A 22,381-nucleotide genomic window follows, 5' to 3' on the forward strand; every position below is an offset into this window, starting at 1 on the left:
TGGGGCAGCAAGCGGTTATCAAATTGGAAGGTCAATTGAGCCGCACGGCTGCACACAATGGCCCATGACCACTTCCGGCGAATCATCCCAGCGCCATCGCGAACACCGACCAACACAGGCTCCCGGAAGAGCGAGAAAGTTGTGGATCCTCATCATCGCCGGATTCGCACTCAGCATCCTGCTCGCTGCCGTGAACGGGCTGCAGCTGGCCTCCCTTCGGCGGGCGGTGGGTGGATATGCGATGCCCGAAACCTCCTTCACCGGGTACAGCCCTGATTATGTGAGTGCAGTGCAGACCCTGATGACCGATGAGCTGTATGAGCGGTACGGCGCGTCCCACTACCTCTGGGACCTGTTGTTCCCCCTCGTCTTCGCCGCAACCGTGACCCTGCTCATCCTTCATGCAGTGGGACGAAGGCTCCGCTGGCTGCTCCTGCCGGTTCCGGTGCTGTACGCCATAGCGGACATCACGGAGAACCTGCTCATCGAGGGCATGTTCGCGGAGTCTCCGGTGGATCCGGGAACGGTGGCCGCCGCATCGACCTTCACGGTAGTGAAATTCATCCTCTTCGCGGCCTGCATTGCCGTGGGTCTTATCGCGCTGCTTTCCCGGCCACGCCGCACCGAGGAGTGAACCCGCGGATCTGCCCGTCACGCAGCGCCTATGCTCTGGTCTTTCGGCCGCCCGCTCAGTACCCTGACGGGTACGGCGGTCAGTAAAAAGTCGAAAAGAGGACACCGTGGACGATCAGAACATCCTCGAACGCATCAAAGCGCTTGTGGCCGAAGAGCACGACCTGCGCCAGACCGGCGAGGAAAGCGTGCGCGGCGGGCAGAACCAGGTGCGCCTGCAGCGCCTCGAGGAGAACCTCGACCAGTGCTGGGATCTCCTGCGCCAGCGCCGCGCGCGGCTTGAGTTCGGTGAGGACCCGAATAAGGCGACGGTCCGGCCGGTCAGCCAGGTGGAGAATTACCTCCCGCGGACCAAGGGTGGAGCGTAGCCCCCGCCGTCGAACGCTTGAATGGTGCGGCGCGGGGCGGCCCTGGAAGGCGCCCCGCGGGGTCGCCCCGCGGCAACGCCCGGCGGGGCGCCGGTGCTCAATGGGCTGGGCCGCACCGTTCGTCAAGGCCTCCCCCACCTTTTTCCTTGCCTTTACGGCCTCGCTGGGGCGCCGCTAGATTATGCAACCAGCGGCCAAAGTCCCGCTGACGGGCGGGAGCCCACCCCGCCCGAGACCGGAACGTCCTGCCCGCATGTCCGCGGGCTTAGGTAAAGGAGCATCACGTGGTCCCCACCCCGCAGCAACCAGTAACGGATGACAGCATCCAGGTCCGCCAGCTCAGCCACTACCAGTTCAGCTGGGTCGCCGGAGAGCCGGGCCAGCCCGGCACCTACACCCTGCAACTTGTCCTCGACCAGGGCGCGTGGGAGGAAGTGCTGACCCTGGACCCGGATGATGCGGACAACCTCCAGGATCTCCTCGTCGCCTCCGAGACAGTGTTCTACGACGTGCGCCGCCGGACGCTGATGTTCGGAACGACGAGCACCGGCCACTGAGCCGTTTCCTTACCGGATCCGCCGACGGCGCCGCAGGCTTCCTGCGGCGCCGTCCGTTTGTCCAAGGACGACCGCCCCGCCCCTGACGGTGCAACAGCGGTCCCCTGCTCCCTTCGCTGGGTTCCCTTCGCTGTATTCCCTTCGCCGTGGGCGCAAGCCCGGCCGAGGTGCCGGGCGCCAAGGTAGACTGAACGTTCAGCGAGTGTCGATCAATGACGTCATATTCCATTGCGCACCGCCCCCGGCAAGCAGGAAGAATCTCCTGCGCCGTCCCACCCGGAACGAAGGACTCCCCCATGAACACGCCTCAGAAACCGCTGCCCTCCGGCTTCGGTCCGACCACCACTGCCGCTGAACTGGTCGCCGGACGCGACCTGACCGGGCGCACGGCCATCGTCACCGGCGGATCTTCGGGTCTCGGCCTCGAAGTCACGCGTGTCCTTGCGGGAGCGGGCGCTACGGTGATCGTTCCGGCGCGTGACGCAGATAAGGCCCGGACGGCGCTGGCCGGGCTCGAGGGTGTGGAACTCGAGTCCCTTGATCTCGCCGACCCCGCCTCAGTCGATGCCTTCGCCGACCGCTTCACGACATCGGGCCGCCCCCTGCACCTGCTGATCAACAACGCCGGGATCATGGCTGTGCCGTTCACCCGGGACGCCCGTGGGTTCGAGGCGCATTTCGCAACGAACCACCTCGGCCATTTCCAGCTCACGCAGCGCCTCTGGCCGGCCCTGACGCAGGCGCAGGGCGCCCGCGTCGTCAGCCTGACGTCCCTCGCCCACCGGTTCTCCGGGGTTGACTTCGACGACCCCAATTACGACGAGCGGGCCTACGAGAAATGGTCGGCCTACGGCCAGTCGGTGACGGCGAAGTCCCTGTTCGCACTCGCCCTCGACGCCCGGGGACGCGCTCACGACGTGCGTGCCTTCGCGGTGCACCCCGGCACCATCCCCACCGGCATTGCCAGGCACCTCAGCCGAGAGGAGCTCCAGGCACTCGGGGCGGTCGATGAGCAGGGCGAGCCGGTGGACAACGAAGCGTACAAGAGCATCCCCGAGGGCGCCGCGACAACCGTATGGGCCGCGCTGAGTCCGCAGCTCGACGGCCGCGGCGGGGTGTACACGGAGGACGCGGACATCGCCGTCGAGGTGCCCGACGACCATCAGGGCCCGGCCGGTGTCCACTCCTGGGCGGTGGATCACGAGAGTGCCGAGCGCCTGTGGACGCTCAGTGAAGAGCTGACTGGACGCCCGTTCAGCATCTAGCCGCACATGAAGAAGGCCGGGACCTTGTCAGCCAAGGTCCCGGCCTTCTTCATGTCCTGTGCCTCCCGCGGAGACGCTGGTGCCGCCCAGGAGGCGGTTTGGGTCGGCTTCGCGCTACTCCGCGGAGTCGGACTGCCGCGACTTCAGGTCCGCCGCCGTCAGGTCGGAGTCGACCTTGGCCGCCTTGCCGCGCGAGCTCATCAGGCTCGCAATCACTGCAACGACAATCGTTCCGACAATGACGGCGAGGGAGACGAATGTGGGGATCTCCGGGGCCCACTCAATATGCTCGCCGCCGTTGATGAACGGCAGTTCGTTGACGTGCATTGCGTGGAGGATCAGCTTGACGCCGATGAAGGCGAGGATGACGGACAACGCATGCTTGAGGTATACGAGCCGGGTCATGAGACCGCCAAGCAGGAAGTAGAGCTGGCGCAGTCCCATCAGCGCGAAGATGTTGGCGGTGAAGACAATGAACGCGCTCTGGGTGAGCCCGAAGATCGCCGGAATCGAATCGACGGCGAAGAGCAGGTCGGTCAGGCCGATCGTGACGAAGACGACGAGCATCGGGGTGAAGACCTTCTTGCCGTCGACGACCGTGCGGAGTTTCCCGCCGTTGTACTTCTCCGACATGGGCAGCACGGCCCGCAGCTTGGTGACGAGCTTGTTCTCGCCGGCGTGTTCCTCGTCTTCCCCTGAGTCAGTCGCCTGCTTGTAGGCGGTGTAAAGCAGGAAGGCGCCGAAGATGTAGAAGACCCAGCTGAAGTTCTCGATGACCGCTGCGCCGAGGACGATGAAGATTCCTCGGAGGATCAGCGCGATGATGATGCCCACCATGAGCACTTCCTGCTGATATTTCCGGGGAACCGAGAAACGCGCCATGATGATGATGAACACGAAGAGGTTGTCGATGCTCAGGCTGTACTCGGTGATCCAACCGGCGACGAACTGGCTGCCGTACTCAGGGCCGGTGAAGATGAACATGAGGACCGCGAAGATCAGCGCCAGGGAAACGTAGAAGGCGACCCACAGGCCGGCCTCCCTCATTGAGGGCACGTGCGGCCGCTTGACGACGAGCAGGAGGTCGAAGAGGAGGACGAGTCCGAGCACAATAAATGTGCCGACCTCGAACGCGATGGGCAATTCGGGCATGAAACGCCTTTCGGGAGCTGCGACGGAAGTGCGTAAGTCTCTCCGCCGGGGCACGTTTGCCGACCGACCGCTACGCCCGGCGGAGCTTCGCTGCCCCGCGTGTTGACGATCGTAGCGCTTGGGATACTCCCCTACGTAGGGTCAATCGTACCGGCGGCCTGCCGGTATGGAGAAATAGGTTCCTCATCCGCGAGAGCTTCGACATGTGAGAGGATCTCCCGGGAGTTCCAATACCCCTCATGCCCGCGGATCACACCGTACTCGTCGGGGTCGGGCAGCTTCACGTTTGCCGCGCCACGGACCGGAGCCGCGAGCGGGTCGGTGTCGCGCCAGAAATTGACCCAGCTTGTTGAGCGTTCAGCTAACCGCCTGAACCATTCTTCGGGAAAGTAGGCCGGGAAGAACACCGAGTAGAAGGGACCGAGCGGGGACCCGGTCGTCACCAGGTGGACTTCGCTGCAGCGTCCGAGGATCCGGGTGTGGACAATCAGCCAGGCGCAGATGACGCCGCCCTGGCTGTGCGCCACGAGGGCAACCCGGGACGGCCTCGCCTTTTCCGCTTCAAGTCCGATTCCGGCGATCACCGCGTCGCGGTAGGACGCCCCCGAGAGCGGATGGTCCCTCACCGGCCAGAAACCCGCGGCGTCGGCCACCTTCCCCAACACTTCCTGCAGGAGCCTCAGCTGCCCGAGCAGCAGCGTGAGGACGACCACCGCGCCGGCCACCTGCAGCAGGAGGATTGCCAGCGCAAGCCAGGGGCCGCCGAGCCGTCCCTCACCCATGCTCACCGCCGCGGCCATGCCGGCGAGGCCGAGCACGCTCGCGAGCGGCAGGAGGACCGGGAGGAACGCCGGGGCGCGCTGCACGATCCGCTGCCCCCAGAGCAGGCGCTCCCGCCTTCCGCCCCACAGCGGGGACAGGCCCAGGGATCGTTCCCTCAGGAGGACCAGCACAGCCGCGGCGAGGGCTCCAAGGAGCGCCAGAAGCGCAAGCAGCGGAAAGAGGTCGAGCCGGCTGTCACCGGCGTCGGCCGGGTTGTCCCAGGCGAGCAGGACCCGGGAGGCCGCGTCGACGCGGGCCCGGCCCCCGAACAGGCCGACGACGTAGCCGAGCAGGTTATCAAGCACCATGCGCACCAGCGCGTTCACCGTATGCATGAGGTAGAGCCCGATGGTGAGGAGGCCCATTGCGGCAAGCAGCGGAACCTGCTCCCCGCGCGCCGGGCGGGGCCCGAGCCAGTACCCCAGGGCTGCGAGGAGGCCCAGGGCCAGCACCAGCAGCAGGCTCCCCGCCACCCAGGCGGCCATGGCGTCGAGGCGGTACAGCCCGTCCGGGCCGGCCGATGAGGGCCAGCGCCGGTAGACGGCCTGTCCGGGCAGGACGGCGGCGAGGACGACGCCGGTCACCAGCAGCGCGGCCGCGTGACCGGCGGCGACGATCCCGGCCCGGCGCCTGCGCTGCTCCTCCTGGCGGCGGATGACGTTCACCCACCGGTACCCGAGGAATCCGGCCATGAGCAGGGCCGCGGCAACGGGAACGACCCGCACCGCTCCCGTCATGTCCGCCACGGAGAGCGGTCCCGCGAGATGCTTCAGCAGCGTTTCGCCCAGGACGGTCAGCCAGGCGAGCTGGGTGAGGGTGAACAGCAGTGCCACGCCCTGGAGCAGCCACCAGTTGAGGGAGGCGGTGCCGGTTCGCCCGGCCGGCCGCTCGATCATCCGCCCTGCCACATTGGCGAGGGTGAAGGGGAACACCAGGTACCAGAGGAAACCGGTGCGCCTGCGGTTCGACCGCGACCAGTTGATCAGACTGAGGCTGTGCCGCGGAAGCACCGGCGGTTCGGCGGCCTCGGTCCAGGGGTTCAGCCGCCGGACGAGCGGGCTCATGATGCTGTTCAGGTAGTCCTGCTGGCCGACTCCGTGTATCCGAAGCTCGACGAAGCGCCCCCGGCCGGGCATACCGCTACACGTGCCCGGCCGACTGCATCTGACGCAGTTCCTTCTTCAGGTCACCGACCTCGTCGCGCAGCCGGGCGGCGAGTTCGAACTGCAGTTCCGTTGCCGCGGCGTGCATCTGGTCGGTCAGCTGCTGGATCAGGTCCGTGAGGTCCTCGGCCGGAACAGCGGCAAGGCCCTCCCGGTGCGTTCCCTTCCCCGGCTTCTGCTTCCGGCCCTTCGAGGCGGCCTCGAGCAGCTCCCGGGTGTCGGCGTCCTCCTTGTTGATGGTGTCGGTGATGTCGGCGATCCGCTTGCGCAGCGGCGTCGGATCGATGCCGTGCTCAAGGTTGTGAGCCACCTGGATCGCGCGGCGGCGGTTCGTCTCATCGATCGCGCGTTCCATTGAGTCGGTGATCCGGTCGGCGTACATGTGCACCTGGCCGGAGACGTTGCGTGCCGCGCGGCCGATCGTCTGGATCAGCGAGGTCGCGCTGCGCAGGAAGCCCTCCTTGTCGGCGTCGAGGATGCTGACCAGCGACACCTCGGGAAGGTCGAGTCCCTCCCGGAGCAGGTTGATTCCGACGAGCACGTCGAAGGTGCCCATGCGCAGTTCCCGCAGCAGCTCAACCCGCCGGAGCGTGTCGACGTCGGAGTGGAGGTACTCAACCTTGACGCCGTGCTCCAGGAGATACCCGGTGAGATCCTCGGCCATGCGCTTGGTGAGAGTTGTGACAAGCACCCGCTCGTCACGCTCGGTCCGGGTGCGGATCTCGTCGAGCAGGTCATCGATCTGGCCCTTGCTGGGCTTGACCACGATCTCCGGGTCAACAAGGCCCGTGGGGCGGATGATCTGCTGCACGTACCCGTCTGACTTGCCAAGCTCGTACTTGCCGGGCGTTGCGGAAAGGTAGACCGTCTGTCCGATGCGCTCGAGGAACTCGTCCCACTTGAGCGGGCGGTTGTCCATTGCCGACGGAAGCCGGAAGCCGTGGTCGACGAGGGTGCGCTTGCGCGACATGTCCCCTTCGTACATCGCCCCGATCTGCGGGATGGTCACATGGGATTCGTCGACGACGAGGAGGAAATCGTCGGGGAAGTAGTCGAGCAGGCAGTGCGGGGCGCTCCCCTGCCCCCGGCCGTCGATGTGCCGTGAGTAGTTCTCGATGCCGTTGCAGAATCCCATCTGCTCCATCATTTCGAGGTCGTACGTCACCCGCATCCGCAGCCGCTGTGCCTCGACAAGCTTGTTTTGGGACTCGAGCTCGGCAAGGCGCACCTGCAGCTCGTCCTCGATGGCCTTGATGGCGCGCGTCATGCGCTCCGGTCCGGCAACGTAGTGCGAGGCAGGGAAGACGTACATCTCCTCCTCTTCACGGATGACGTCGCCGGTGAGCGGATTGAGGGTGTAGATGTTCTCGACCTCGTCGCCGAAGAACTCGATCCGCAGCGCCTGCTCCTCGTACATGGGGATGATCTCCACGGTGTCGCCGCGCACGCGGAAGGTCCCGCGGTGGAAGTCCATGTCGTTGCGGGTGTACTGCATGCCAACGAACTGGCGCAGCAGGGCATCCCGGTTCATCTCCTGGCCCTTGCGGAGGGTGACCATCTTCTCGATGTACTCTTCGGGCGTGCCAAGGCCATAGATGCACGACACTGTCGCAACAACGATCACGTCGCGCCGGGTCAGGAGGGCATTGGTGGCCGAGTGCCGGAGGCGCTCGACCTCCTCGTTGATCGAGGAGTCCTTTTCGATGAAGGTGTCAGTCTGGGGCACGTAAGCTTCGGGCTGGTAGTAGTCGTAGTAGGAGACGAAGTACTCGACCGCGTTGTTGGGCAGCAGTTCCCGGAACTCGTTGGCCAGCTGGGCGGCAAGCGTCTTGTTCTGCACCATCACCAGCGTCGGCCGCTGCACCTGTTCGATCAGCCACGCCGTCGTCGCGCTCTTGCCGGTGCCGGTGGCGCCGAGCAGGACGACGTCCTTCTCTCCGGCTTTGATCCGTTCGCTCAATTCGGCGATTGCGGTGGGCTGGTCCCCCGCCGGCTGATATTCGCTGATTACCTCGAACGGGGCAACAACCCGCTTGATATCCTGCGCAAGACTCATACCTAGTACGTTAGCGTCTTCCGCGGACAACGGCGGTCCGCTTTGCTTGAGGCTGAACCCGGTTCCGGCAGGTGACGGTGCGCGGCGTCAGAGGGCCTTTGCGGTCCAGGCCGGCGAGTCGAACGTCCGCACGCGCAGCTCCGCCGCCCTTCCCGGGTCGGCGCTTGCGTGACGGCGTTCCACAGCCCCGGGCTCGCCCGCAGGGCTGACCGGCGGGAATCCCGCCGCCGTGAACACCTGCGCAAGGGCGGCGGCGTCGTCCGCCGAACCCACACCGGCCTGGAAGTCGAGGACGTCCAACGCCCGGGCACCGGGCTGGGTCGTCGGTCCGATGTGCTCGACGGCGAGCACGCGCGGGTCGACCCTCTCCAGCCGGGCAGCGAGACGCGCCGCCTGGGCGGGCCAGCGGGGGTCGTATGCCACAGGTGGCGCCGCCGGGCGCACCGCGGGGACGCCGGCCGTCAGATTGTCCCTGAACGGTACGATCCGCTGCTCCCACAGGCGGTCGACCTCGGCCATCGTGTCTTCGGGAAGCCCCGAGTTCTCGATCACGATGTCGGCGATGCTGTTGCGTTCCTCCCTGCCCGCCTGGGCCGCGATGCGGCTGAGGGCCGCCGCCTCGCTGAGCCCGCGGTCCCGCACCATGCGTGCCACCCGCAGGTCGTCGGGGGCATCGACGACAATGACCAGGTGGAACCGCGCCCCCTGGCCGGTTTCGGCGAGCAGGGGCAGGTCCTCGACGACCACGGCACCGGGCGGGGCGGCACCGACGAGCTCTTCCGCCCGCGCGCGCACCCTTGGGTGAACGATGGCGTTCAGCCGCTTCCTCGCCTCGGCATCGGCGAAGACCCTTTCGCCGAGGGCCGCGCGGTCGAGGGTGCCGTCGGGGAGGAGGACTTCGTTGCCGAATTCGGCCGCCACCTCGCTCAGCCCGTCGGTGCCTCTGGCCACCACCTCCCGGGCGATGATGTCGGCATCCACAAGCACGGCGCCGAGGCCTCGCAGCCGCTGGGCCACAAGCGATTTCCCTGCAGCGATCCCTCCGGTCAATCCCACGTTGAGCATCCGCCTAGGGTAGCGCGGCAAACCCTGTCAAGGCCGACCATCCTGCCTGGAGCGCCCCTCCGGCACGATATGCTAAGTCGCCTTAGTTCTTCGCCGGGGAAGGTTCATGGCCACTTCACTCACCCACCTCGAGGAAGCGGCGTCGTCGCTTTTCGGTTGGCACGACCTCCGCCAGGGCCAGCGCGACGCGATGCAGGCCCTCCTTGACGGGCTGGACACGCTCTGCGTGATGCCCACCGGATCCGGAAAGTCGGCCATCTACCAGGTTCCCGGAATGGTCCTGCCGGGAACCGCCGTCGTTATCTCACCCCTGATAGCCCTGCAGCGGGACCAGGCCATCACGATCAACGAGAGCACCGGTGACACCCGGGCGTACGTACTCAACTCATCACTCGGCCATGCAGACGCCGAGGAGGCGTGGGCCGCGTTGACGGAAACGGATGAGGCGCACAGGGCCAAGTTCCTGTTCCTCGCCCCGGAACAGGTTGCCCGGGCCGAGGTCATCGAACGGCTGCAGTCCCTTGAGGTGTCGCTGCTTGTCGTCGACGAGGCACACTGCGTCTCGGCGTGGGGGCACGACTTCCGCCCGGACTACCTGCAGCTCGGGCACCTCGTCGACGCGCTGCGCTGCCCGGTCCTGGCGTTGACCGCTACCGCGTCGAAACCGGTGCAACAGGAAATTGCCGAACGGCTCCACCTCGACTCCCCCGTTGTGCATGTCGAGGGTTTCGACCGGCCGAACCTCTTCCTCGAGGTGATCCAGCATGTCGGCGAGCGTGACAAACACCGCGCAGTGCTCGAGCAGGTGCCCGGCATCGAACCACCCGGGCTCGTGTATGTCGCCACACGGAAGTCCGCCGACGCCCTCGCCGCCGAGCTCCGGGAACGCGGCGTCAGGGCCGACTCCTACCATTCAGGGCGGCGCCCCGGGGACCGGGACGCCGTGCATGAAGGGTTCATGCACGGGGAGGTTGACGTCGTCGTCGCCACCACAGCGTTCGGCATGGGAATCGACAAGCCCGACGTGCGGTTCGTGCTCCACGAGGCGATTGCCGATTCACTCGACAGCTATTACCAGGAGATTGGCCGCGGAGGGCGCGACGCACTTCCGGCAACCGCCACCCTTCACTACCGGCCGGAAGACCTCTCCCTGCGCCGGTTCTTCGCCGCGAAGACCGCTGACCGCGCCGACCTCGCCGGCATCTTCGCCGTGGTGAAGGCCGGGCAGGAGCCGGCGACGGCCGCCGCGCTCTCAACGCTCACCGGATACAGCCGGCGCAGGACCGCGGGGCTGCTGAATCTGCTTGAGGCAGCCGGAGCCGTCTCCGCACGCGACGGCGGGTACACCGCGGAAGACATATCCCCGGAGGAGGCCGCCGACCGTGCCGCCCGGCAGGCCGAGATCCGTGAGGCGATCGACAAGTCGAGGGTGGAGATGATCCGCAGGTACGCCGAGACCAGGGGATGCCGGCGCCAGTTCCTCCTCGGCTATTTCGGCGAGGATCTTGCCGAGGCGTGCGGGAACTGCGACAACTGCGCCAACATCGCCGACGACCCGGAGCCTGCCGTTGAAACCCAGGGAACCGCGGGGCCGTACCCGCTGCAGTCGGGCGTGGAGCACGCCGAATGGGGTCCAGGCGTTGTCATGAGCTACGAGGAGGGCGCTGTGACGGTCCTCTTCGAATCCACCGGGTACAAGACCCTCTCGCTTGAACTCGTCGAGGCCAGAAAACTCCTGCGTCCCGCCGACCGATGAGCTGCGCCTGACCCGCCGGGCGGCAAAGCGCTCAGCGGGGCTGGCTGGGATTGGTGGGATCGCCCTGCGACGGCGGATTCACCGGAGGTCCCGACGTCGAGGGGCTGACCGGCGAGCCCGCCCGGCCCTGCGTCATCTCCGGCATGCTCGTCGCCGCCGCATCCGAAAGATCGGCGCCGTTCCGCACGGCCTCAAGCCGCCGCTGCAGCACCTGCACGACAGGCAGGCGGTTGCCGTGCTGTTCCTCGAAGGCAAGGAGGGTTTCCAGCTGGCCTTCATCGAGGGAGGTGATGCGGGACGGAAGGGTTCCCAAAGGAATATGGTCATAATCCGGAAGGGGAAGCTCGTCGTGCTTCGGGGAATCGTTCACTGTTCCTCCAACCTCGTCGGTGCCGTGGAGCCAGCGTATAAACGCCGGACGGCCACCGGCAACCACTCCCGGGAACCTCGTTTTCCGCCGATCCCCCGGGCCCGGCAAGCGCGTCCGCCCGGCGCTTTTACCTTTTTCTTGCAGGCAGTCACCGCGCACCATAGGCTGGGAAAGGTTGAGCACACAGCCATGGAGCTGCCTATGGAACCGCCTTTCGACATCCAGTGACGACGCTCCCGAACAGCCACTACCTGCTGAAACTTACTGCACGTGGTGTTGCACCGGGGTGTATGCCGTGTTTTCAGAAAGGGGATGTGCCGGATTCAGATCCCCCAGATTCCGGTGACCTGCCGCCTGTAGAAAAGACATTCCCGTGAACACTCATACCCTCCGTATCCTGGAAACCGCGGCAGCCCAACTTGAGTCGGCGGAATTCACCCGCGACCAGGCCGCCAGCGCGCTTCAGTCCCTGGTCCTCGAGGCAGTCGGCAACGGTGGCACCGTAGTTGAGGTCGCCCAGGCCGCTGAGCTGACGCCAGAAGCAGTATTTGCCATGTGCGACCAGTGTGGCGGCGATTATGCGGGGGCACTGGTCATCTGAATCGTCACGGCGGGTCCCGGTTTCTCCTCCGCCGCGGCGCACTGTGTATGCTGAATTGGCCCGCAGCCCGCGGCGCCAACCCCCTGTGTGGAGTGCCGATGATGAACCTACCGCCGGAAGAACTTGTCATGGCGCGCATCCGGGGTCTCCTCCTCACTGAGTCCCGCGCCGGCACCGCCGTCGAAGGCCTTGCCGAGGCGATCAAGAAATCGATCCCCGGCTCGATCGGTGCGGGCGTCAGCCTCATGAATGCCCAGGGTGGGCGCAGGAGCACGGGCTACACCGATGACGTGGTTGCCGCCGCCGATGCCATTCAGTACGAATTGGGGCAGGGCCCCTGCCTCACCGCCTGGGCCGGCAGTTCGACGGTACAGATCGATGACGTGCGCACGGAGACCCGCTGGGCGATGTGGTGCGCCGCCGTCGCCGACCTGCCCATCCGGTCGGTGCTCAGTACGGCGCTGATCTATGACGGCGTAGCGATCGGGGCGCTCAAGGTATACTCGCCGCTTCCCTATGCCTTCACCGAGCGGGATCGCCGCCAGCTGACGCTGCTCGCGACGCCTGCGGCGACGCTCCTCGGAAATGCGCAGCCGGACAAGGCACCCGCCGAACTGAGCAGGACACTCCAGGCTGCCATGCACAGCCGGGACACAATCCACACTGCACGCGGCATCGTGATGGAGCGCCGCGGCGTTGGGTCCGATGAAGCGATGCGCAGAATGCTTGACGCGGCAATGCATCGCGGAAGTGACCTGCGGAGCGTCGCTCAGAACCTCGTTGACGGCTCCGCCGACCTCCCGCGCTGAGGACTGTCAGTGAGCAACTCATTTGACCAGGAGCAGCAGCGGTTGCTGCTGCTGAGTGCCATGCGCCACGCCCACATCTCCCTGAATGACCTCTGGATCTACTACTTCGGCATCGGCGGCGACGCAGGAGAATACGAAATTGAAGCCTACCTCCATGGCTCCTTCATGCTTCCGCCGCTCCAACGGGATCTCCTTGCGCATGCGGCGAACGAGCTGATCGATGTGCAGCCGCCGCCTCCTCGCGCCCCCTACAGCACCGATGCCGATGGCACCGACGGCACTCAGGAACGGGCAGCCGCCCGTTCCTGCCGCTGGGACGACAAGCGGGACGACAGCCCCGGCGGCGAACGCGGCGGGCGAAGCAGCATGGCCGGGCGTGCCGAAATCCGTGACGGCGGCGAAGAACAGGACGACGACGCCGTCAACAGGGACCCTGACGCTTCCCCGTAGCATCCCGGCGGGCGCCCCTTGCTCAGCGAGGTACCGGCGCCGTCTAGAATGGCGCAGGTGACTTCCAAGCAACACGCCGCCCCAGTAGTGGCCCCGGACCCGATGGGGCGCGCTGCCGGGTCCTCCTCCCGGGCGGCAGGGAACAGGCCTTGACGGAGTTCGAATCCGCGGCCTTCGATTTTCCAGGGCTGCGCCGCTGGCCCGATGTCGAGGCGGGCAACCTCCAGGCCTTCGACTCAGCCGATATCCTGCTGCTCGACACCGCTGCGCAGCGCCTCGCGGGCGATCCCGGCGGCGTTGTAGTAGTTGGTGACAGGTACGGAGCCCTCACCCTCGGCGCGGTGCTGCGCCACGGCACCGGGAATCCGCGAGTCCATCAGGATCCGCTCTCCCACGAGCTCGCCCTGGCCGCCAACGCTGCCCGCTTCGGGGCCGAAGCCCGGTTCACCCGGGAGGACCTCGGCGCGGAGCTGCTGCTCGGCGCACGCACCGTTCTGATGCAGCTGCCCCGCTCCCTCGATGCCCTCGATGAGGTTGCCTGGCACATCGCGGCCTACGCCGATCCGTCGGTCACCGTGTACGCCGGCGGGCGGCTCAAGCACATGACCCGAGCCATGAACACCATCCTTGGGAAACACTTCGGTTCGGTGTCGGCCGGGCTCGCCCGCCAGAAGTCCCGCGTGCTTACTGCGCACTCCCCCCAGCACGCCGGGGATTCGCCCTTTCCAGTCTCCGAGGCACACGACGTCGGCCTCTGTGAGCCCCTGACGCTCCGGGCCTTCGGGGAAACCTTTGGCGGAGCGGCGCTCGATCCCGGCACCCGGTTCCTCCTGCCGCACCTCGCCTCGGCCCGGACGGCTGAGCGCGCCATTGACCTCGGCTGCGGCAATGGGGCAATCGCGGCCTACCTTGCCCTCACCCGCTCGGGCATCACGGTGCTCGCCTCCGACCAGTCCGCTTCAGCGGTTGCCTCGGCCCGCCGCACCGCCCAGGCCAACGGCGTCGAGGACCGGATGCGTGTGGTGAGGGACGACGCGCTGTCGGCCCAGCCGGACGGGTCCGCCGACCTGATCGTCCTGAACCCGCCCTTCCATATCGGCAGCAGCGTCCACACCGGAATCGCGGTGAAGCTGTTCGCCGACGCCGCACGCGTTCTGGCTCCCGGCGGCGAGCTCTGGACGGTCTGGAACAGCCATCTCGCCTACCGGCCCACGCTCGAGCGCCTCGTCGGCCCGACCCGGCAGATCGACCGCAACCCCCGCTTCACGGTGAGCTGTTCCGTGCGGCGCTAGCCCATCGAGGACGCACAACCGACGCCCCAAACGCCCCTGGCCCGGTCATTGCTGCACCCTCGATGGGTGCGCGGGCCAGTACTGCACTGTCGATGGAGACGCGCGGACATGCCGGGGCAAAAAGAAGGACCCCCACCAGGCGGCGGGGGTCCTTCTCAGTGTTCGGCGGAAGCCGGAGGGTTTAGGCTCCGGTCAGCTTCTCGCGGAGAGCCGCAAGCGCCTCGTCCGAAGCAAGCGTGCCTGAACCGGTCTCGGCGGCAACGGGCTCCGAAGAGTAGCTCGTTGCGTTCGACTCCACAGGCTCGTTCGCTGCAGCGGCGTCGTCGGACGCGTGCTGCACAACCTGCTTCTTGTGGGACTCCCAGCGGGCCTGGGCCTCGGCGTACTGAGCTTCCCAAGCGGCGCGCTGGGTCTCGTAGCCTTCGAGCCATTCGTTCGACTCGGGGTCGAAGCCCTCGGGGTACTTGTAGTTGCCCTCTTCGTCGTACTCTGCGGCCATGCCGTACAGGGCCGGGTCGAACTCGGTGCTGTCGGCGTCGACGCCCTCGTTGGCCTGCTTGAGGCTGAGGGAGATGCGGCGGCGCTCGAGGTCGATGTCGATGACCTTGACGAAGAGCTCGTCGCCAACGGAAACGACCTGCTCTGCAAGCTCAACGTGGCGGACTGCCAGCTCCGAGATGTGGACAAGGCCTTCGATGCCGTCTTCGACGCGGACGAACGCACCGAACGGAACCAGCTTGGTGACCTTACCGGGAACAACCTGGCCCAGCGCGTGCGTGCGGGCGAAGGTCTGCCAGGGATCTTCCTGCGTGGCCTTGAGCGAGAGCGAAACACGCTCGCGGTCCAGGTCGACTTCGAGGACCTCGACTGTGACTTCCTGGCCAACCTCGACAACCTCGGACGGGTGGTCGATGTGCTTCCAGGACAGCTCGGAAACGTGAACCAGACCGTCGACGCCGCCGAGATCCACGAACGCACCGAAGTTGACGATCGAGGAGACAACGCCCGGGCGGACCTGGCCCTTTTCGAGCTTGTTGAGGAAGGTCGAGCGGACCTCGGACTGGGTCTGCTCGAGCCATGCACGACGCGACAGCACAACGTTGTTGCGGTTCTTGTCGAGCTCGATGATCTTCGCTTCGATCTGCTGGCCGATGTACGGAGCCAGGTCGCGAACACGACGCATCTCGACGAGCGATGCGGGCAGGAAGCCGCGCAGGCCGATGTCGAGGATAAGTCCACCCTTGACAACTTCGATAACGGTACCGGTGACGACGCCGTCTTCTTCCTTGACCTTTTCGATGTCGCCCCAGGCGCGCTCGTACTGTGCGCGCTTCTTGGACAGGATCAGACGGCCTTCTTTGTCTTCCTTGGTGAGCACCAGGGCTTCGACCTGATCACCGACGGAGACAACGTCTCCGGGATCAACGTCGTGCTTGATGGAAAGCTCGCGGGAAGGAATGACACCCTCGGTCTTGTAACCGATGTCGAGCAGGACCTCGTCGCGGTCAACCTTGACGACCGTACCCTCGACGAGATCTCCGTCGTTGAAGTACTTGATGGTTGCGTCGATTGCTGCGAGGAAGTCCTCAGCGGTACCGATGTCGTTGATGGCGACCTGCGGGGTACCTTGCTTCTCGGTGGTGGTGATGGTCATGTAGTTGGGGCTCCGTTGTGGAAGTTTTCTTGATCCGGTCATTACGGACGCTGAAGGTCAGCCCAAAGGCTGGCAATCCAGGGGAATCCGATGTCCGGAAGCGGACAGATTGGATAAAACCTAAAAAGCGGTTCTATTGGTAATACGCAAGGCCGGGTTCGGCGGAGCCGACCCGGACCACAGCGCAATACGCGCCCGTCTAGTCTAACTTCGCGGGGCAACCCAGTCAAAGCGGGGAAGGTACCCTCCCCTCGGTCTGCTTCCTAGAAATGCGTGATGCAGTAAGGGTTCTCGGGAACGTGGAACAGCGCGTCCAGGCTTTCGACGGCACCAGAGGTGAGAGCGGTGATGGAACCGCCGGCTGCGAGGGCCGGGGCGCGCACCCCGCCAAGGTAGAGCGAGCCGAGGGCCGTGACGTCCAGTTCAACATCGGCGGGCGCATCCGCGTCGAGTTCCCGGACGCGGGCGCAGCCGTCGGCCGTGTCGATCTCGAAGGTGCCGGCAGCGATCCCGAGGGGGTCGCCCACGCGGAGTACCAGCCGGCCCGGCGAGGTGTACGGGCGGGCCTCAAGGGCGGCGGCCGGGTCCAGGATGCGCAGCCAGAGCACGTCGTCGCTGCCCGTCACCCGGTAGGACCTCCTGTCCTGCAGCGCCCACGGAAGTGGGTCGTCGAGCCGCGCGCCGCCCCAGGTGACCCGCTGCACGAGATCGAGGTCGCCCAGGTACCGCCACAGCTCCCGGTAAGCCTCGGGGGTCGCCGCGACGAGGTCGATGACCTTCATCGTGTAGGGGGTGGTGTCCCAGCCCGCAAACTTGTAGCTGACGTACCCGACGGCCTTGCCGTCGGCGTCGTAGTGGGCCGCCATGCGCACTCCTCGGTCCTCGACCGGGCGCTCCCGACCCCAGCGGCCGCTTGCCCTGCGGGCGTAGGAGTACTGCCGGCCGACGGAGCCGAGGGTGCCGGCCTGGAACCGGGCGAACACGGCTTCCGCCGTCTCGACGGCGCTTTCGGGCGCGACGAGGGCGGTGGTGCCGATCCGGGGCGCCGAAATGGCGAACCGCTCGGTGACATCGACCTCGATGCTGTTCGCGAAGGTGGCGCAGCCGAAGCCGAACCTCCCATAGATCGTCGCCTCCGAGGCCATCAGTGCAGCCACGGCTTTGCCGGCGGCCGCGGCCGCGCGCAGGTCATCGCTGATCACCGAACGCAGGATCCCCCTGCGTCGGTGGCTTGCGCGGACCGTGACTCCAGTGATCAGGTGCGCATCGAGCTGGGCTCCCCCGCCCACGTTCAGCGAGTTCACCATCGTTCCGTACGTGGCAACCGGCACCTTGGCGTCCCACGACGGCGCGGCCTGCTCCGGGTCATGCACGCCCGTGAGCGTGCGGGCATCGGCGGCGAACGCTTCCACGTACTTCGGGTAGTCCTCGTCGGCGATGTCCGGTTCGTGGAATCCGAGGTTCTCCGCGATGAACCACTGGGCGAACCGTCCGTCGGGCGATGCATCCTCCTTCCCCGACACCAGGAAGGAATGGACATCGTAGGGAGCGGCGGGGCCTGTGGGAAGCATGTTGTCGGTCACACCGACCCACCCTAGACTGCGGGCGCCTTCCCTGCCACCCCTTCCCTGCGACCCTCCGGCAGGCGGCGGGGCGGAACCTAGTGCGCCGCCTCATGCCAGCTCAGCCCGGTTCCGACCGAGACATCCAGGGGAACCGACAGCTCCGCGGCGCCGGCCATCTGCTGCCGGACCAGGGCTTCGACCTTCTCCGATTCACCCTCGGCGATCTCAAGCACGAGTTCGTCGTGGACCTGCAGCAGCATGCGCGAGGCGAGGCCTTCGGCCTTCAGCGCGCGGTCCACGCCGAGCATCGCCTTCTTGATGATGTCCGCCGCCGAACCCTGGATCGGCGCGTTCAGGGCCGCCCGCTCGGCCATTTCGCGCAGTTGGCGGTTGTCGTTGGAGAGGTCGGGCAGGTAACGCCGCCTTCCCTCGATGGTTGAGGTGTAGCCGTCTTTGCGGGCCTGCTCGACGATGCCGCGCAGGTAGTCCCGCACGGCGCCGAACCGCTCGAAGTAGTCGCGCATCAGGGTGCGGGCCTCGTCGACCGAAATCGCCAGCTGCTTGGACAGCCCGAAGGAGCTCAGCCCGTACACCAGTCCGTAGGACATCGCCTTGACCTTCGAGCGCATGGCGCTTGTCACCTCCTCCGGTGCCACACCGAAGATGTGGGACCCGACGAACCGGTGGAGGTCCTCCCCCTCCTGGAAGGCGGAGATCAGCCCCTCGTCGCCGGAGAGATGGGCCATGATGCGCATTTCGATCTGCGAGTAGTCCGCGGTCATGAGGCTCTCGTACCGTGTCCCGTCGGTTCCGCTTCCGACGACGAACACTTCGCGGATGCGCCGGCCCTCATCGGAACGCACCGGGATGTTCTGCAGGTTGGGGTTGATCGAGGAGAGCCGGCCCGTCGCGGCAACTGTCTGCGCGTAGGTCGTGTGGATCCGGCCGTCGTCGGCGACTGACTTGCGCAGTCCCTCGACGGTCTGGCGGAGCTTGGTCGCATCTCGGTAGGCCAGCAGCTGTTCGAGGAACGGGTGGCCGGTCTTGACGATGAGGTCCGTCAGGGCGTCGGCGTCGGTGGAGAAGCCGGTCTTGATCTTCTTCGTCTTGGGCAGCCCGAGCTCGTCGAACAGGACCGTCTGCAGCTGCTTGGGCGACCCGAGATTGATCTCCTTGCCGATGATGCGGAATGCCTCCGCGCCCGTGGAGCTGATGGTCTTGGAGAAGTCATCGAGGAGCCGGTCGAGGCGCTCGACGGAGACGGCGACGCCGGTGAGTTCCATTTCCGCGAGCACCTCGGAGAGTGGGAGCTCGAGCCCTCCAAGGAGCTGGTTGGCGCCGCGCTCCACGAGCTGCCCGGCGAAGTGTTCGCTCAGGCGCAGCGCCGCAAAGGCCCGCACCACCGCGGGGCCCGCAACATCCTTCTCCCCGAGTTCGAGGGCGAGCTGCCCCGAGGTGTCGCCGGGCCCTGCGCCAAGGGTCAGCCTCAGGTGGTACTGGCTCAGGTCGGCGAGGTCGTAGTTGCGGCGGTCGGGCTGGATCAGGTAACCGGAGATCGCCGTGTCGTCGACCTCCCCGGCCAGGCGCAGTCCGCGCGGGGCGAGCAGCTTGTAGGCCTCCTTGAAGTCGTGGACCACCTTGGGTGCGTCGAGGTCGGCGAGCCAGGCGGCAAGGACCTGCTCGGCGTCGGCGTCGAGGCCTTCAAGGGGCACGAATGCCGCAGCGGACGACGTCACGATCGCAATCCCGACGACGTCGGCGCCGCCGGTTGTCGCTTCGGTGGCAAGGTGAACCGCGGCAAGGCCCTGGTTCGTCGCCTTGAGCCACGAGGTGAGTTCGGCCGCGTCGGTGAGGACAACGTGGGGCGGCGGGGTGAGCTCGTCGGCCGATTCTTCGGACTCTTCCTCGCCGAAGAGGTCGAAGAGCCGCTTCCTCAGGGTGTTGAACTGCAGCGAGTCGAAGAGGTCCTCGACGGCGAGGCGGTCTGGGTGCTGGGACACCATGGCGTCGAGGTCGACGGGGAGGTCGAGGTCGGTGAGCAGCCGGTTCAACCGGCGGTTGCGCCGGACGTCGTCGGCATGGGCGCGGAGGGCGTCACCGACCTTGCCGCCGATCGAGTCGAGGTTCTCGAGGATGCCCTCGAGCCCGCCGTACTGGCGGATCCATTTCGCGGCCGTCTTGGGGCCGACGCCCGGCACGCCGGGGAGGTTGTCGGCGCTCTCCCCCACCAAGGCGGCGAGGTCGGAGTACTGGTGGGGCGGCACGAAGTACTTCTCCTCGATGGCCTTTGCGTCCATCTGCGGAATGTTCGTGACCCCCTGCTTGGGGTAGAGGACAGTCACGCGGTCGTTGACAAGCTGGAAGGCGTCGCGGTCACCGCTGACCACCTGGACGTCCCAGTCGGCGGCGGCCGCCCGGGCGGCGAGCGTTGCCAGGATGTCGTCGGCCTCGTACCCGTCCATGGAGATGGTGGGGATCCGCATCGCCTCCATGACCTTGATGATCAGGTCCACCTGGCCGTGGAATTCCTCGGGGGTCTTGGACCGGCCCGCCTTGTACTCGGAATACTCCTCGGTGCGGAACGTCGGGGTATCGAGGTCGAACGCGACGGCAACGTGGGTTGGCTTCTGGTCTTTGATGAGGTTGATCAGCATCGCCGTGAACCCGTACACGGCGTTGGTGTGCTGACCCGTATCGGTTGAGAAGTTTTCGGCGGGAAGGGCGAAGAACGCCCGGAACGCCATTGAGTGGCCGTCAATGACCAGCAGCCGGTTGCGGGGGCCCTCTGTTCGGGGCGGGGCGGTCAGGGTGGATGCTGGTTTGTTGATTTCACTCACAGGTGCCAGCCTAGTTGCCATGGTCGACAATTTCACTCAGGCCCCCGTGGGCGGCCCCGAGGACAGCCCGTACGCAGCCGAGCTCACCGAAGCCGGTGTTCCACCCGAAATGCATGAGTGGCTGGGCAAGCACGGCATTGGGCGGTTGACCGCGAAGATGGGAATCCGGTTCCTCGAAATGAGCCCCGAGCGCATGGTTGCCACGATGCCGGTCGAAGGAAACGAGCAGGTCGCCGGCATCCTCCACGGCGGGGCGCACCTGGTCCTCGCCGAAACCCTCGGCTCCTTCGCCGCGGGAATCCATGCCGGCCCCGGCCGGCATGCCGTGGGAATCGAGATCAACGCGACACACCACCGCAGCATCGCCGCCGGCGTGGTCACGGGAACCGCCGTCGCGCTTCACCTGGGCAGGACCCTCACCACTCACGAAGTCGTGATGACCGACGAAGCCGGGCGCAAGTTGTCGACGGCACGGATCACGAACCTCATCCGCGACTCGCGCTGAGCACCTTTTTCTTGCCGCGCCGCGCAGCCCGTGCCTACGGTTGAGGGACCGAAGGGATCCTTAGCAGCGGCGATCAGATGGAGTTACCGTGCAAGCGAAACAAGCAAAAGCCGGTGCCGCCGTTCTCGCACTTTGCGCTTTCCTGCTCCTGGGCTGCGACAACACGGCAGGCGGGGAAGAAGCCCCTCCCGGTGAAACGCAGCAGCAGACCGCGGAGACCGAAAACAAGGACGAGGACAGCGGCGCCTACGATGACAACAGCGGCGTCGACACCGACCAGGACGACGACGCACAGGGAAATGATCAGTAGCTTCGCCGGCCCGGCGGACCTGCACCCAGGCCCGGGCCGACGCCGTGGCGGGGTGCCGGCGTGAAGGCGGGGCGCGCGGCGCTGCTTCGATCCGCCGCGGTGCGGGGCGCCCTCGCCGGACTCGCCGGCACGTGCGTGATGACGGTCGGGGAAAAACTCGAGCAGGCATTGACCCGGCGGCCCGATTCGTACGTTCCAGGGCGTACCTTACTTATCCTGCTGCGGCGCCCCGTCGGTAGACGCGCGAAGCCGAAGGGGTGGAACTGGGCGATGCACTGGGCCACCGGAGCAACGCTTGGGGCGCTCCGCGGGGTCTGGGCGGTAACCGGCATCCGCGGCGGCACCGCGAACGCCACCCACACCGTTGTCCGACTGGCCTTCGACCAGACGCTCGAGAACGCAACGGGCGCCGGAGCCGCGCCGTCGCTCTGGCCTGTCGGAGAGAAGGTTGTCGACTACCTCCACAAGGCGGTCTATTCGCTGGCGACGGGAGCCACAGCAGACCGGTGGATCGCCCCGCGGCTTGTCTCGCGGCAGGGAGTGCGCAGCCGCTGAGGGCTGCGGCACCGCCGCGCACTGCACTGGTGAAGCCGCGTCGGGCGGACCGCCGTGCGCCGCCCGCCGTGAACTGCCTACTTCGGCTGCGAGCCGGGGACCGGCGCGAGCCTGCGGTCCACAGCAGGCAGGGGCACTTCACGTTCCAGAAGCCCGGTCTGGATGAGCTGGCGAAGATCGGCCGGACGGAAGGGTTTCGTCAGGTATTCGTCGGCACCTGCGGCAACCCCCCGCTCTTCGTCGCCTGGATCAGCCCGCGCGGTGAGCATCACGATCAGGGTCTTTGAGAACCGTCGAATACGGCGGGCGACCTCGAAGCCGTCGATGTCGGGCAAACCGATATCCAGTGTCACAACCGCAGGCCTGATCTGGCGGACCATTTCAACGCCTGCCTGCCCCGCGGGTGCCGTGTGGACACGGAAGCCCTCGCCAGTGAGCACCGCGTGGAGAAGATCCCGGACGTCGTCGTCATCCTCGATAACCACGGCATCGCGGATCGGAGCGTCAAAAGGCATGCGGCAATTCTACGTCCTGGCGCTGTGCACCTGCGCATCCGCCCGGCCGTGCCGTTCGGCTCCGGCGCGCCGGGCCGCTGG

21 protein-coding genes are annotated in these 22,381 nt (G+C 66.6%); 12 read left to right on the forward strand and 9 right to left on the reverse strand.

From position 1 onward, the window contains the following. Positions 1 to 139 precede the first annotated feature (139 nt). From AC4D2R_RS09425 to AC4D2R_RS09440, 4 genes are all read left to right on the forward strand, one after another. A complete protein-coding gene (locus tag AC4D2R_RS09425) occupies positions 140 to 634 on the forward strand; it encodes a hypothetical protein (protein WP_490939597.1) in 495 nt (164 codons plus the stop codon). A 106-nt stretch (positions 635 to 740) separates the two neighbouring features. Next, on the forward strand, positions 741 to 1,001 hold the full coding sequence (locus tag AC4D2R_RS09430; protein ID WP_490900371.1) for a DUF2630 family protein: 261 nt from the start codon (positions 741 to 743) through the stop codon (positions 999 to 1,001). 284 nt (positions 1,002 to 1,285) lie between these two features. Beyond that, a complete protein-coding gene (locus tag AC4D2R_RS09435; protein WP_490900372.1) occupies positions 1,286 to 1,558 on the forward strand; it encodes a hypothetical protein in 273 nt (90 codons plus the stop codon). Positions 1,559 to 1,854: 296 nt separating this feature from the next. Next, positions 1,855 to 2,823: an oxidoreductase gene (locus AC4D2R_RS09440; protein WP_490939599.1), complete on the forward strand. Its 969-nt coding sequence runs from the start codon at positions 1,855 to 1,857 to the stop codon at positions 2,821 to 2,823. A gap of 114 nt (positions 2,824 to 2,937) precedes the next feature. On the opposite strand, the gene AC4D2R_RS09445 is transcribed toward AC4D2R_RS09440, so the two are convergent. The 4 genes from AC4D2R_RS09445 to coaE form a co-directional block, all read right to left on the reverse strand. Next, positions 2,938 to 3,975, reverse strand: coding sequence for a TerC family protein (locus tag AC4D2R_RS09445; RefSeq protein WP_490939601.1), 1,038 nt, complete (start codon positions 3,973 to 3,975; stop codon positions 2,938 to 2,940). A 131-nt stretch (positions 3,976 to 4,106) separates the two neighbouring features. Next, positions 4,107 to 5,861 (reverse strand): hypothetical protein, encoded by a 1,755-nt coding sequence (locus AC4D2R_RS09450; RefSeq protein WP_490939603.1) that lies wholly within the window; start codon positions 5,859 to 5,861, stop codon positions 4,107 to 4,109. A gap of 76 nt (positions 5,862 to 5,937) precedes the next feature. Continuing rightward, the gene (uvrB, locus tag AC4D2R_RS09455) at positions 5,938 to 8,016 is read right to left on the reverse strand and encodes an excinuclease ABC subunit UvrB (protein ID WP_490900376.1); all 2,079 of its coding nucleotides are present in this window, start codon (positions 8,014 to 8,016) and stop codon (positions 5,938 to 5,940) included. Positions 8,017 to 8,103: 87 nt separating this feature from the next. Then, a complete protein-coding gene (gene coaE, locus AC4D2R_RS09460; protein WP_490939605.1) occupies positions 8,104 to 9,081 on the reverse strand; it encodes a dephospho-CoA kinase in 978 nt (325 codons plus the stop codon). 106 nt (positions 9,082 to 9,187) lie between these two features. Between coaE and AC4D2R_RS09465 the strand changes: the two genes are divergently transcribed. Continuing rightward, entirely contained in the window at positions 9,188 to 10,837 is a 1,650-nt protein-coding gene (locus tag AC4D2R_RS09465; protein WP_490939607.1) for a RecQ family ATP-dependent DNA helicase, read from the forward strand. A 31-nt stretch (positions 10,838 to 10,868) separates the two neighbouring features. On the opposite strand, the gene AC4D2R_RS09470 is transcribed toward AC4D2R_RS09465, so the two are convergent. Beyond that, positions 10,869 to 11,207 (reverse strand): DUF8129 domain-containing protein, encoded by a 339-nt coding sequence (locus AC4D2R_RS09470; RefSeq protein WP_490939609.1) that lies wholly within the window; start codon positions 11,205 to 11,207, stop codon positions 10,869 to 10,871. Positions 11,208 to 11,580: 373 nt separating this feature from the next. Between AC4D2R_RS09470 and AC4D2R_RS09475 the strand changes: the two genes are divergently transcribed. From AC4D2R_RS09475 to AC4D2R_RS09490, 4 genes are all read left to right on the forward strand, one after another. After that, positions 11,581 to 11,808: a hypothetical protein gene (locus AC4D2R_RS09475; RefSeq protein WP_490939611.1), complete on the forward strand. Its 228-nt coding sequence runs from the start codon at positions 11,581 to 11,583 to the stop codon at positions 11,806 to 11,808. 98 nt (positions 11,809 to 11,906) lie between these two features. Continuing rightward, positions 11,907 to 12,617, forward strand: a complete 711-nt coding sequence (locus AC4D2R_RS09480) for a GAF and ANTAR domain-containing protein (RefSeq protein ID WP_490939613.1) — start codon at positions 11,907 to 11,909, stop codon at positions 12,615 to 12,617. Positions 12,618 to 12,626: 9 nt separating this feature from the next. After that, positions 12,627 to 13,067, forward strand: coding sequence for a hypothetical protein (locus AC4D2R_RS09485; RefSeq protein WP_490939615.1), 441 nt, complete (start codon positions 12,627 to 12,629; stop codon positions 13,065 to 13,067). Between the two features lie 149 nt (positions 13,068 to 13,216). Beyond that, positions 13,217 to 14,359 (forward strand): class I SAM-dependent methyltransferase, encoded by a 1,143-nt coding sequence (locus tag AC4D2R_RS09490; protein ID WP_490939617.1) that lies wholly within the window; start codon positions 13,217 to 13,219, stop codon positions 14,357 to 14,359. 181 nt (positions 14,360 to 14,540) lie between these two features. On the opposite strand, the gene rpsA is transcribed toward AC4D2R_RS09490, so the two are convergent. From rpsA to polA, 3 genes are all read right to left on the reverse strand, one after another. Continuing rightward, on the reverse strand, positions 14,541 to 16,013 hold the full coding sequence (gene rpsA / locus AC4D2R_RS09495) for a 30S ribosomal protein S1 (protein ID WP_490900384.1): 1,473 nt from the start codon (positions 16,011 to 16,013) through the stop codon (positions 14,541 to 14,543). Between the two features lie 263 nt (positions 16,014 to 16,276). After that, positions 16,277 to 17,596 (reverse strand): GNAT family N-acetyltransferase, encoded by a 1,320-nt coding sequence (locus tag AC4D2R_RS09500; RefSeq protein WP_490939619.1) that lies wholly within the window; start codon positions 17,594 to 17,596, stop codon positions 16,277 to 16,279. A 77-nt stretch (positions 17,597 to 17,673) separates the two neighbouring features. Next, on the reverse strand, positions 17,674 to 20,436 hold the full coding sequence (polA, locus tag AC4D2R_RS09505) for a DNA polymerase I (protein WP_490939621.1): 2,763 nt from the start codon (positions 20,434 to 20,436) through the stop codon (positions 17,674 to 17,676). On the opposite strand from polA, the gene AC4D2R_RS09510 reads away from it, so the two are divergent. From AC4D2R_RS09510 to AC4D2R_RS09520, 3 genes are all read left to right on the forward strand, one after another. Further along, positions 20,435 to 20,920, forward strand: a complete 486-nt coding sequence (locus AC4D2R_RS09510; RefSeq protein ID WP_490939623.1) for a PaaI family thioesterase — start codon at positions 20,435 to 20,437, stop codon at positions 20,918 to 20,920. The two genes, polA and AC4D2R_RS09510, sit on opposite strands and share 2 nt — an antisense overlap. An 88-nt stretch (positions 20,921 to 21,008) precedes the next feature. Beyond that, a complete protein-coding gene (locus AC4D2R_RS09515; protein WP_490900388.1) occupies positions 21,009 to 21,230 on the forward strand; it encodes a hypothetical protein in 222 nt (73 codons plus the stop codon). Between the two features lie 60 nt (positions 21,231 to 21,290). Further along, entirely contained in the window at positions 21,291 to 21,785 is a 495-nt protein-coding gene (locus AC4D2R_RS09520; protein ID WP_490939625.1) for a hypothetical protein, read from the forward strand. A 77-nt stretch (positions 21,786 to 21,862) separates the two neighbouring features. Here AC4D2R_RS09520 and AC4D2R_RS09525 read toward each other — a convergent pair whose 3' ends face one another. Further along, positions 21,863 to 22,300, reverse strand: a complete 438-nt coding sequence (locus AC4D2R_RS09525) for a response regulator transcription factor (protein WP_490939627.1) — start codon at positions 22,298 to 22,300, stop codon at positions 21,863 to 21,865. Between the last annotated feature and the right edge of the window lie 81 nt (positions 22,301 to 22,381).

It is taken from the genome of Arthrobacter sp. TJ-217, from assembly GCF_058269255.1.

Excerpts from the sequence above, each read along its gene's own strand:
- AC4D2R_RS09525 (WP_490939627.1), bottom strand. The coding sequence starts at position 22,300 with ATGCCTTTTGACGCTCCGATCCGCGATGCCGTGGTTATCGAGGATGAC.
- coaE (WP_490939605.1), bottom strand. The coding sequence starts at position 9,081 with ATGCTCAACGTGGGATTGACCGGAGGGATCGCTGCAGGGAAATCGCTT.
- AC4D2R_RS09440 (WP_490939599.1), top strand. The coding sequence starts at position 1,855 with ATGAACACGCCTCAGAAACCGCTGCCCTCCGGCTTCGGTCCGACCACC.
- AC4D2R_RS09445 (WP_490939601.1), bottom strand. The coding sequence starts at position 3,975 with ATGCCCGAATTGCCCATCGCGTTCGAGGTCGGCACATTTATTGTGCTC.
- AC4D2R_RS09480 (WP_490939613.1), top strand. The coding sequence starts at position 11,907 with ATGATGAACCTACCGCCGGAAGAACTTGTCATGGCGCGCATCCGGGGT.
- AC4D2R_RS09465 (WP_490939607.1), top strand. The coding sequence starts at position 9,188 with ATGGCCACTTCACTCACCCACCTCGAGGAAGCGGCGTCGTCGCTTTTC.
- rpsA (WP_490900384.1), bottom strand. The coding sequence starts at position 16,013 with ATGACCATCACCACCACCGAGAAGCAAGGTACCCCGCAGGTCGCCATC.
- AC4D2R_RS09450 (WP_490939603.1), bottom strand. The coding sequence starts at position 5,861 with ATGAGCCCGCTCGTCCGGCGGCTGAACCCCTGGACCGAGGCCGCCGAA.
- uvrB (WP_490900376.1), bottom strand. The coding sequence starts at position 8,016 with ATGAGTCTTGCGCAGGATATCAAGCGGGTTGTTGCCCCGTTCGAGGTA.
- AC4D2R_RS09510 (WP_490939623.1), top strand. The coding sequence starts at position 20,435 with ATGGTCGACAATTTCACTCAGGCCCCCGTGGGCGGCCCCGAGGACAGC.
- polA (WP_490939621.1), bottom strand. The coding sequence starts at position 20,436 with ATGGCAACTAGGCTGGCACCTGTGAGTGAAATCAACAAACCAGCATCC.